General features: G+C 45.1%; 10 protein-coding genes. 3 read left to right on the top strand and 7 right to left on the bottom strand.

The features are described from left to right. Positions 1 to 2,510, top strand: a 2,510-nt coding sequence (locus tag ACXAGP_RS09315; protein ID WP_475260939.1) for a G8 domain-containing protein, incomplete at its 5' end; no start/stop codon positions are given. Positions 2,511 to 2,797: 287 nt separating this feature from the next. Here the strand turns inward: ACXAGP_RS09315 and ACXAGP_RS09310 are convergent. The 7 genes from ACXAGP_RS09310 to ACXAGP_RS09280 all read right to left on the bottom strand — a co-directional run bounded on the left by ACXAGP_RS09310 (position 2,798) and on the right by ACXAGP_RS09280 (position 11,014). Beyond that, a complete protein-coding gene (locus ACXAGP_RS09310; RefSeq protein ID WP_475260938.1) occupies positions 2,798 to 3,844 on the bottom strand; it encodes an alpha/beta fold hydrolase in 1,047 nt (348 codons plus the stop codon). A gap of 132 nt (positions 3,845 to 3,976) precedes the next feature. Continuing rightward, a complete protein-coding gene (locus ACXAGP_RS09305; RefSeq protein ID WP_475260937.1) occupies positions 3,977 to 4,573 on the bottom strand; it encodes a DUF998 domain-containing protein in 597 nt (198 codons plus the stop codon). A gap of 444 nt (positions 4,574 to 5,017) precedes the next feature. Beyond that, the gene (locus tag ACXAGP_RS09300) at positions 5,018 to 5,536 is read right to left on the bottom strand and encodes a gamma carbonic anhydrase family protein (protein ID WP_475260936.1); all 519 of its coding nucleotides are present in this window, start codon (positions 5,534 to 5,536) and stop codon (positions 5,018 to 5,020) included. A gap of 21 nt (positions 5,537 to 5,557) precedes the next feature. Next, entirely contained in the window at positions 5,558 to 6,406 is an 849-nt protein-coding gene (locus ACXAGP_RS09295; protein ID WP_475260935.1) for an acyl-CoA thioesterase, read from the bottom strand. 72 nt (positions 6,407 to 6,478) lie between these two features. Further along, a complete protein-coding gene (locus ACXAGP_RS09290; protein WP_475260934.1) occupies positions 6,479 to 8,308 on the bottom strand; it encodes a protein kinase domain-containing protein in 1,830 nt (609 codons plus the stop codon). Between the two features lie 109 nt (positions 8,309 to 8,417). Next, entirely contained in the window at positions 8,418 to 9,554 is a 1,137-nt protein-coding gene (locus ACXAGP_RS09285) for a GNAT family N-acetyltransferase/peptidase C39 family protein (RefSeq protein ID WP_475260933.1), read from the bottom strand. Positions 9,555 to 9,559: 5 nt separating this feature from the next. Next, on the bottom strand, positions 9,560 to 11,014 hold the full coding sequence (locus ACXAGP_RS09280; protein WP_475260932.1) for a RimK family protein: 1,455 nt from the start codon (positions 11,012 to 11,014) through the stop codon (positions 9,560 to 9,562). Between the two features lie 171 nt (positions 11,015 to 11,185). On the opposite strand from ACXAGP_RS09280, the gene ACXAGP_RS09275 reads away from it, so the two are divergent. Together ACXAGP_RS09275 and ACXAGP_RS09270 are read left to right on the top strand one after the other, a co-directional pair. Then, on the top strand, positions 11,186 to 11,344 hold the full coding sequence (locus ACXAGP_RS09275; RefSeq protein WP_475260931.1) for a hypothetical protein: 159 nt from the start codon (positions 11,186 to 11,188) through the stop codon (positions 11,342 to 11,344). Positions 11,345 to 11,360: 16 nt separating this feature from the next. Next, positions 11,361 to 11,633 (top strand): hypothetical protein, encoded by a 273-nt coding sequence (locus ACXAGP_RS09270; RefSeq protein ID WP_475260930.1) that lies wholly within the window; start codon positions 11,361 to 11,363, stop codon positions 11,631 to 11,633. Positions 11,634 to 11,683 lie beyond the last annotated feature (50 nt).

Here is an 11,683-nt window from a genome sequence, read left to right as displayed (position 1 = left end):
AAGATGAAGACTCTGACGAAGATGAAGACTCTGACGAAGATGAAGACTCTGACGAAGATGAAGACTCTGACGAAGATGAAGACTCTGACGAAGATGAAGACTCTGACGATGATGAAGAATCTGACGAAGATGAAGAATCTGACGAAGATGAAGAATCTGACGAAGATGAAGAATCTGACGAAGACGAAGAATCTGATGAAGACGAAGACTCTGATGAAGATGAAGACTCTGACGAAGATGAAGACTCTGACGAAGATGAAGAGTCTGATGAAGATGAAGACTCTGATGAAGACGAAGACTCTGACGAAGATGAAGAATCTGACGAAGATGAAGAATCTGACGAAGATGAAGAATCTGACGAAGATGAAGAATCTGACGAAGATGAAGAATCTGATGAAGATGAAGGCTCAGACGAGGATGAAGAATCTGATGAAGATGAAGGCTCAGACGAGGATGAAGGCTCTGACGATGGAGACGATACAGGCAGTGAAACAGGCGATAATACAGATCACGGCGATCACTCAGGAACAGGACATCAGAACCATTGCATGATGGAACCTGATTTTGTGGCAGTAAATCAGATGACACACACTGCGATACAATCAGGAAGGTGGTCAGACGCAACTACCTGGGGTGGCGATGCACCGGGGAATGGCGCACTAGTGCAGATCCCAGAAGGTATCGAAGTAACCATAGCGGGTTTGATACCTGATCGACTGGAAACCGTTCGAATAGATGGCACGCTCAACTTTGCCACAGATAGTAATACCGAACTGCAAATGGACACCCTATTCAGCGCCTGCTCCGGGCACTTACAAATCGGAAATGCTGAAACTCCGGTGCAGCCGGATGTATCTGCCAAAGTGGTATTCATCGACGATGGTGCAGTGACAGATGAGAAACTGTTGAGTCGCGGCGCTATCCTTATGGGTAAAACAACCATCCATGGCACAGCAAAAACTCATCGGGCAATCATATCGCCGCAAGCCAAACAGGGAGACAGTGTGATCAACCTGACCACCACGCCAACTGGCTGGGATTTTGAAGATAAACTGGTGATCACAGGTACGATTATCAACGATCCTACCAGTGATGAAATACGTGGAATTAGCGACATCAACGGCAACCAAATAACCTTGGATGAAGCACTGAGCTTAGATCACACGGCCCCCAAAGCTGATCTAAATGTTTATGTTGCCAATGTTAGTCGGAATGTGGAATTTCTATCGGAAAACACAGATATTCAACACCGCGGGCACGTCATGTTTATGAGTCATGATGTGGATGTTCAAAATGCCAAATTTACCGAACTTGGTCGAACCGATAAAACTCAACCATTAAATGATTTTCGCTTTGATTTTCACGATGGTGGCGATGGCGATGATGCCCCTGCCACAGCAGATGTTGTCGCTTTAGGCGGTAGTAATGTACGCGGCCGCTATGGGGTACATTTCCATCAGGTAGGAACAGATCCGAGCTCAACACCCGCACTGGTTAAAGGCTCAGTGGTATTCAATGGGCCAGGTTGGGGTTTTGTGAATCATTCATCTCATGTGAACTTCATTGACAATGTATCCTATGGTCTTCAAGGAGCAGGGTTTTACACCGAAGCCGGTAACGAAATTGGCACCATTCAAGGCAATATTGCTATCAGAACGGTGAATAGCACCTTTGTATTGGATGACCAGGGCGCCATTGACCCGGACCTTTCCGCTAACTTTATGGATTATGGCAATGATGGGGATGGTTTTTGGCTAACCGGAAACCAGGTCGCCATGATAGATAACGTAGCAGCTGGCGCATCAGCCCATGGCATCATCTATTGGACGGATGGCATCATGGAAGCCGGCTCCAGCACCGCAACGCGGGTAACCATTCCAACCTCAAATCTACCTAACGGCGAGCTCATTACTAATCGCAACGCCGTACCTGTATGGTGGGCCCCTCTTGCACAAAGTAGCGGTAACGAATCTTACGGTGCAACGGTGGGATTCAGAATTCGCTATATTCACGCCGAAAACTATTTGGGTCGGGATCAGCAAAGTGACTTCCATCGCTCGCCCTCTCAGGCCTATATCGATACCTTGTCACCCACCCTCGAAAACCTGACAATTTGGGGCTCTCGTGACGGACTGCTGCTCAACTATAATGAGCGTTTAAGTGTTAACGGCGCAAGAATTGTGGGTTTTGGCAAAGACATCAGCCAGTTCAGCTTTAACGATGGCACGGCAAAATCAGGCGTGGGTTTTGATATTGGCAATGATGCCACCCATGGTCCGGCCAGCGTGAGTAATATCAATATTGAAGGCTACGCTATGGGTTTTGTTACTCCCGTCAACGGAAACTGGACAGTAGATGGCATGATGCTGATTAACAATGGCACCGATATGCTCATTCAACCATCAGAAACCGAGGCTCAGGTGAATATGCAAAACATCACCTACTCCACCTTCGAAGTAGTGGACGGTGATAATGAGCAGCTACCGGAGCATATTAATATCGGTAATTGATCCCCCGCTCAAAGGTACTAACTAAAAAGGACAAGCCGGGCTTGTCCTTTTTTTAATTCACACCAATAACACATTCCGTATTTTCTAAAGATAAATGGGGTGATAAATGGGGTCAGAGTCCTTTTATTTAAAACGGCTCTGACCCCAATTATTTGACCCCAATTATTTCTTATTTTGACTAATAAATGGGGTCAAATAAATGGCAAATACTTGCCAGCTATAATACGCGAAACACGAACGGAGCCAGCGAGTGTTTGTCCAAGTTTGGTTTGCCTTGTTATATGCCCTTACTCTCCAGATATTAAGAACTTAGAAATTAAGCTAAAATATAGTTCTGGCTTTTCCCACCAAATGATGTGACCAGCACCTTCAATAAAATAGTATTTTGCCCCCAATAGTTCCGAATACTCGATAACAGTTCCATAATCTCCAGAATCACACTGCCCCTGCAGAATTATTGAGGAGACTGATATCTCTTTCAGCTTAGGTCTAATATCTTCAAGGTTCGGATTGTAGTTTGCTGACATATATGCATACATACCTAGCCCACCTTCTTCAGGTTGGACCATTTCGGGGTTACACACCATTCCCTTCGTAACTTTAAGAGCAAGGTTATTAAAGACTTTGTCCATCTCAGCATCTGAAATAAATTTGCTATTGAATCCAAGTGCTCCAATCATTGCAAGTAGTGGTTTTGGCTGGAATAGCGTTGAGTCAGATTCTTCATGATAGCTCCATGGCTCTATAAAACTATATTGAACCGGCGGTTTAACGTGCTCTCGTTGTGGTACCCCGCTTTCAGTATACATAATAGGTGTTAATCCCCCTGGAGAGGAATACACAACTTTACTCACTAATTCAGGGTATGAAGCTAGGAAGTGGGTAGCCAAATTGGCGCCAAATGAATGACCTACAAGGATTACTTTGTCGGTACCAATGTGTTTAGTAACGATTTCATGCAAATCTCTTACATGTAGAGGTAACGAAACATCTCTAAAATGAGTAGGGCGATCTGAAAGCCCCGAACCTAGCTGATCGTAAAAAAACACTTCATAACCGAACTCAGTTAATGGTGATAAAGTGTCAATGATTGAAGAATGTATATACCCGCCCGGGCCACCGTGAAGATATATGACAGGGGGCGCTTTTTTATTGGCAGTTGGTGTGAATTTTACATAAGAAATTGAATATCCACGTTCGAGCTGCCATTCCTCACTGTTAGGTCTTTCCTTTAAAGTCGCTACAATCTGTTCTTCTGGTATATACGCCCAGCCGATAAAAATAATTATTGAAGCAGTAATTAAAGAGATGAAATAAAAAATAGCTTTTTTCAATTTTTGCACTTCTTTGTAGTTGAGGGTATACAACGACTAAATTAAAAGGACAAATACTTGTTGCTTATACTGCGTGAAGAATGAACGCCAGCCAGCGAGTATTTGTCCACGTTTAAATTTTATGGTTAGTTCTCATGCCACCACGAAGAAAGAATAAGAAAACAACCAAAGTATTTGAAAGCCGTAACTTAGCCGCTGATAAATACCCGGTACGGTTTCGGCTTTAAAAGCCAGTTTAAGGCGATATGTAAAATAGAAACAGCCGACAATACATATTAATGACAGAAGTCTGATTGAAAGCGGGTAGTAACTCGAAAAAATAACAATGGCTGGTGCAACAATGAATGAAAGGATCATAAACATTCCCGACCAAGAATGTATTACACAACTGCGAGTTGGTTCTTTAGTATATGGATCAGCATCCATTGGGAAGTAGCCACAAAGCCAAGTACAAAAGCCATGAATAACAACCATAGTGCCGATAACCACAGTTGGTAAATGTGCTGAAAAATTTGATAACAAATAGTAGCCAAAGAGAATGAATAGAGCGCCAAGGGGATAGTTATTAATGAGCGGTGAAAGTTTTTGCGTTGGACTACCGAAAGCCCCTAACTCACTACAAAACTGCTTAGAATGGCTATAGTCTGGATAAAATAATGAGGCAATATAGATACCCAAAACTATCCAGACTGACGCGGCTACCCCCGAGTATTGAATCAAACTATCCATGCTTAAATCCTAATTGAGAACTAACATTTTTATAGACGAAAAATGTCCAACAAAAACAGGATATTTATCCTTTTTCCATACAAACATTTTAAGGGTGTTTTTTATCCCTGTAAATACAACCTTTTAGATTCGGGCGAGTATCGTATTTTGTAGAAAAATAACAATTTCCTTTCATCAAGAAGAATTAAAAAGAAACCACCCTTAACAAGAGCACAGTGTACTTTGTTTCTTCTTAGGTAGGATTAAAAAATTTAATGCTATTAATAAAGCTGTCCAGCTGGTCTTTTTTTGCTCCCTGCAAAAAAGACATTCACGCCATCCATGTCGTTCAAGCAGGACCTACACCAGAAGCCTACACACCAAAGCCTGTATGCCAAGGGCGAGTTTGTTGATGATTGCTTCTGCTTAACCTTAATTCACGCCATCCATAGCGTTTAAGGTGTCCTACTCCGCCTTCAAATCCCGCATAAACCGCTTAGCGTTTTGCACATAGTGAGCGGCGGAGAGTTCCAGGTGGGATTTTTGTTTGTCTGACAGGGTTTTGATGACTTTACCGGGTGAGCCGACCACCAGAGAGCCGTCTGGGATCTCCATGCCTTCGGTGATCAGGGCATTGGCACCGATAACACAGTGTTTGCCGATTTTCGCGCCATTAAGCACCACAGCATTAATGCCAATCAGCGAATAATCGCCAATTTCGCAACCGTGCAGCATTACCTTGTGGCCGACAGTTACGCCTTCCCCGATGTTTAGCGGAATGCCTTCGTCGGTGTGCAGCACACTGCCGTCTTGTATATTGCTGTTCTTACCCACGGTAATTTTATCGCAATCACCACGCACAACGGCGTTAAACCAGACACTACTATTTTTTTGTAGTTCGACATTGCCAATCACATGGGCACCGGGTGCGACAAACACCGATTCGTGACGGTTGACGGTAAGTTCTCCTAAAGCGTAAATCATGCCTGTCTCCATAAATTAAAATTATTCTTTTACGCGCAGCAAGCCTTCTTGCGTCGCAGAGGCTATCAGTTCCCCCTCTTGTGAAAATAACTGGCCTCGTACGTAAGCTCTGCCATTGGCGCTGCTTGGGCTTTCTGAAACATAAAGCACCCACTGATTAAAATCAAAACTGCGATGAAACCACAAGGCGTGATCCAGTGAAGCCAGGCGCACATTCTTATCTGATGCTGACAAACCGTGTTTGCGCACGGCACTCATCAAAAAATAGTAATCGGAGGCATAGCACAAAGCCCGCTGGTGGAATCCCTGTTTGTTCTCCACTTCGTCATCTTCCGACAACCGCAACCAAACATATTGCTGCGCAGTTTCACTGTCAGAGGGAACGGTGCGGATTTCAATGGGTTTGTGATAGGGCAATGCCGCTTGCATACGCTCCGACAGTGTCACGCCCGGTTTTTCGTATTTATGGATATCATTGCTGAAGTTTTCCGGTCCGGGTACGTCGGGCATCTTTGGAGTTTGATGGGACAATCCGGCTTCATTTTTCTGAAAAGAGCACATGCAATCAAAGATAATATTGCCCTTTTGAATGGCTTTGATTCGACGCGTGGCAAAACTGCGCCCGTCCCTGACCCGCTCCACCTGGCAAAACACCGGGATATCGGCATCGCCGGGTAATAAAAAATAGCTGTGCAGTGAGTGCACCTGAAAATCGTTATCCAGCGTGTGTTGTGCTGCACTGAGAGCCTGTGCCATCACCTGTCCACCGAACAAGGCTCTGAATCCTAAGTCCCAGCTTGGAAATCGAAAAAAGTTTTCTTCGATTTTTTCGGGTGTCAATAAGGTGTTGATTTTTGGTTGTTTATTCATTCAATTTACTGCTTAACTTTTTACTGAATTTTAGTCAGAAACCTAATTGAAAGCTGTTCATTTTCTCAGCACTTAGTTCTGACGCTGAGAACGCGGGTCCTTCGGATAATACTTTTCGGGTAAATGATCATGGTGCTCAAAGAAACGGGTATCTTTATAGGGCAACTTCATAAATCCGGAAATCCCCTCGCCTTCGATTTGTGGTATTAATGCGACGATCTGCTGCAAACAATCGCGAAATTCAGCCTCTTTGCTGTGATCTAACAATTTATAGTAACTGTGCACTTTAAGGTGCAGCGTTAATGCTTCAAAGATAATACATCCCGTGTGGTGAATATCGTTGAGCCGCTTGATCACCGCTAACATAGGCTCTGGCAAGCGCAATAATTCATCGGGATCGTCACCGTCTTCAAAGTAACTGTGGGTTCGACCTTCTTCTTCGACCCCAGAAATACGGCTTTTTTCGTAAAAAATCGTATCTCCCGACTCGGGCACAAAGGGCTGCTCCACCGATGAACGCTCCACGTGCAAAGTATCTCTGGCATTAAACATACAGCTTTTAAAAATACCGACACGATGAATCGCTCGCGCCAGCCGCACGACATTGTTTACCGAGGCAGTAAAAGAAGGTAACAATGCCGGTCGATTGATATTCAGTGATGAATCGATGTAAACCCCGTCCGATTGCCAGCGCACAACAATACCGCCCAATACCGGGAATTTACCCAATCGAGATACGGCGCTAACAAAAGCCTTTTCGGTTTCTCCCATGCCTTGCATGTAGTTTTTATAATAACGTTCAAACTGAGCATCGTTGAGATAGCGCAAGTCGCTGCTATCGCCCTCTTCTCGCAAAAACGACTTACGGGAGCTGTATACGACGGTGTCGATTTCTTTTTGATCTTCGTGGTGCCAACAAGGGATCATGGCCTGTTCTGCAGCAACGCCAGGATCGCCAAATACCAGGTTCGCCATGTAATGCATGTTTCTCAAGAAATAATCACCGGCCTCACGCTTAAGCGCGACTTCGTCACTGAGCATTGCGCTGAGGGTATGCGCCAGCTCTTTGGGCAGCCCAACCGAATTAGGGGTGATCACGCTTTTGCCAAATCGACAGGACTGTCCCGACGCCAGCGCATATAAAGTGCTGGCCAGCCCCTGTTCATCAAAACGTGGTGAGGATAATTCGCCATTGAGCTGCTCTTCACCGATAAAATAAACATCCCCAAGTCTGGCGTTAGTTTGCTGCAAGTCGCCCGACATTAAGTCCATAACATTGTTACTAACATATTGACCGCTGGCATCCACTTGCGCAAATACTGAGGAGCCCCAATCAATTAAACCGACCCTTTCATTTTGCGGGTTATAGACAATATTGGAAGGCTTGATATCACCATGCACAATCGGCTTGTCCTGGCCCTGCTGTTTAAAGCTCCTCAAGGCATTGAGTACATCTGCCATTTGCAGTGCAATATTGATGATTTTTGGCACGCTTAACGGGCCATCTTGTAAACTCACTTGCTCCAGATCTTTACCCATAGCGCGTTCCATCACTAAAATGGCTTGTTTGCCAACGCGCTGAAACTCCACCAGTTGCGGCACATTGGGATGATCCACATGACTGAGCATAAAGGCTTCTTCTTCCAGCCGGTCTTGTACGTGCTGCGGTAAATTGGCGCGCGAAAACTTAAACACCAACTGTTGCCCTTCGGGCGATAATCCCGCAAAGGCAAAACCAAAAGCCCCTTTACCGATCAACTCGATATCCGCATAACCCAATAACTGCAATTGCTCCTTACACAGTTGCAACCAGTCTTTGAGTTTTTGCGCATCCTGATGGGAAAGCAGATAAATGGATTGCTCTTCAGGGATGTAGAAATGTTTTAAATTTGAGGTGGCCATGAAACGATAAGCGCTGCCTGAGTGAAAATCCGTTGTGCAACAAGGTAAGCGATAGCGCCTGTTGCATCAACCCAAATTCACCCAGACGCTCTTTCACATTGGCACAAAACTAAGCAAAATGCAGCACCACTGCCGTGCGCAAGCGTGCCTTGCCGTAGCGAGACAAGGTGACAAAATCCTCCAGCGCAATAGGAATGTGCTGACAATCGATTGGCTGCTCCTCATCTTCATCCAAATCCGGATCATGCAGGTACAGGCACTTATCGTCTATTCCGGTTATCGTTACCCAATGAGGCACCTTATTACCGTTTAACTGGTAGGTGCTAATCAAGCAAATCACGCGTCCGCCCTGGCGATAGATATCTGCAATATTATCAACACTTAACTCGCCATCCTCGATGGGTATGTCCTGCTCTGTTGCCCGTGCTAAAAAAAGCGCCTCGACGGTAGCCAGAATGTTTTTATTACTCTCATTCCTGACCCCATCAGTAAACAAAGGCAGCGCCTGGTTTATGAATACCTTTGCCTTAAAGCCGCGTTTTACCGCAGCCAGGGCCAATCCTAACGGGTGACAACCTCCGTGACCAGAAGTCATAAAAATGGTGGTGGCCTCTCGCCAGATATCCAGCTCCGACGATTGGGATACCTGGTACTCTTTATCCAGGGAAGCCATTGCCATCATGGTGGCAGCGGGTCCACAAGTAAAATCCGTGGTTTGCTGGTACCAGGGAAAGGGCTTCATGGCATTAGCGCGATGCACCTGCAATATCGACTTTTGCATGCGCAGCGCATCTGAGTGATCTTCATAGTAGTTTTGATAAATACCGAACACCTTATAACCCAACTTGCGATACAGGTTAATGGCTGCGTCATTGCCTTTCGCCACTTCCAGACGCATAAACAACTTGCCCATTTCCACCGACTGCTGCTCCAAGGCCAACAATAGTCTGGAAGACAAACCTGTACTTCGAGCCAACGGACTTACCGCGATGGAATACAAACGCGCAAGTCGGGTGCCTTTGCGCATAATCACCAGGCCATAGCCCAGTAATTCAGCGCCGTTTTTCGCCACCAGAAACACCCGATTATTGGCTTTTAACCAATGTTGAAACTGACGTTTACTCAGCTTATCCGTGGCAAAACAGGTGTTTTCAAGCGCCACCAGACCATTGATGTCAATGCTTTGGGCCTCAACAATCACAACATCAGACGCCAAGACTTCTGTTGACTGCTCTACTGTATTCACGCTTGTTACTCTTTACCGCGGGCTTCGAGTCGGTGGGCGAATTCCTGCATAATTTGCATGTACAGCTCGTCACCTAAATACTTATCTTCCACTTTGCTTTCGATACTGGGGTTATCGTTAACTTCGATAACATACACTTTGTCTTCGATTTGTTTTAGATCCACGCCGTAAAGGCTGTTACCGATAAAGCTACAGGCTTTAATGGCGGCATCCAGCACAACTTTAGGCACTTCAAAGGTGGGCATAGTATCAAAACCACCCGAAGTGGTGCGTTTTGCGCCATGATTGTATATCTGCCAATGATTGCGTGCCATGTGATAGCGACACGCGTACAAAGCCCGGCCATTTAACACGCCAATGCGCCAGTCAAATTCGGTGTAAAGGTATTCCTGAACCAACACCAGCGCCGATTCTTTTAATAGCTTAACCAGATACTCTTCCAATGCGCTGCGATCTTTGGCCTTAAACACTCCCAAAGAAAAAGAGCTTTCGGGCAATTTAAGCACCATTGGATAAGCAAAAGTTTGCTCCAACTGGCCAATAGTGTCTGACGTAAAACGCGTTACAAATTGGGTTTTCGGAGCCGGAACTTTGTTGTAGCTAAAAGCATCTTGCAAGAACACCTTGTTGCAACAACGCAATATGGAAGTCGGATCGTCCATCACCACCAAACCTTCCTGCTCAGCCCGGCGAGACAAGGCATAGGTATGATTCTGAATCGCCGTGGTTTCCCGGATAAATAACGCATCGTATCGGTTTAACAAATCAATTTGCTCATGGGTAACCAATTCAGCGCGAATACCGTGCTGTTCTGCCGCCCTGACAAACTTATTCAATGCCACTTTGTCGCTGGGTGGCGTTCTTTCTTCCGGGTTAACCAAAATAGCCATGTCCCAGCGGTATTTTTTGCGATTCTGACTGCGCCATACTTTGCGGGTAAACACATCAAGCTGCTTAAAAAACAGTTGTTGTTGGCACTGACTCAGATTCTGAAAATACACGTCCTGCACTATCACCTGCCACTGCCCGTCTTTTTCATCTAATAATACGCGTAAAATTGGACTTGGAAATTTAACGAATAAATAGCTGGCTAAACGGCTGGCAGACTCTTGCTCGCACCACCCGAAGTACACCATCACAGGCTTATCTGTAATGACTTCTTGGGGTTTAATTAAGCCGCGCGGTAAGGTTAACACCACCCTGCCGGCTTTATTATCAACATAAGCCAGGTCGTTAATGGTGCTGACCGATGGCATCACCTGATGTTGTCTGGCTTCCGCCAACAGTGAACAGTGATAACCCTGGCTCAAATAGGCTTCGGTATTGCACAAGTTAATCACCCGAGTTTTACCCTCATTAATTTTGGGGTATTCCGAGAGGTATTGAGCGAAATCCACGACAGTGGCTTCCAGCGTGGGTAATTGCGCAGTGTCATCAGCAACGACAATGGTTTTGGCCATTAGATTAGTTTTACCTGTATAGATTAGAAAAGTGTTTAACCCCGGCTTTTTACAGGGTTTGAAAAACAAACAAAAACGACATTTTTTTATCGTCACGAACAAATTAATTCGTTTTTCAATTGTTTAAATAAAGCGCAACATTTCCCCGTCAACAATTTACCAGAGAGGCAAATGGCAACTTCAAAAATGACTTTCGACGCAACTGACGATAACGATCAGTGGGCACGCAAAAACAGCACAAACCTGTATATGTTGGACAGAAGTCTGTCGCGTATCAGAAGCAAAGATGGTCGTTCCAAAATTCGTAAAATGCGCAAAGAAAAGAATTAACTGATTGGTAAGCAAAATGAAAATAAAAACCTTGTTACTGGCCTCGTTAATCGCTGTGCAAGCCAATGCCAACGAAACCGAAAAAGCCCCTAAAGATTTAATCAGCGAAGTGATCGACTACTGCAAAGACATGGCAGCCGACGAACAAATTGGCAGCGCATTATTATACCCAAACTACCTCAAGCTACTCGACTTCAGCGGGAGAATAAAAGGATTTAGGCAAAGTAAATTGGAGATGGCATGGTTGTTCTCACGTCGAAACAATTTCACGCCGCATAAATTCTTTTAGGCCCCGCCCTTCGGGAGCTTCACAGCGCTTCCATTACTGTGTTGCACTTG

The organism is Planctobacterium sp. AWM4_229 (assembly GCF_056160305.1).
The sequence above is the reverse complement of the archived record's forward strand: the minus strand, read 5'-3'. Positions and strand labels throughout refer to the sequence as shown.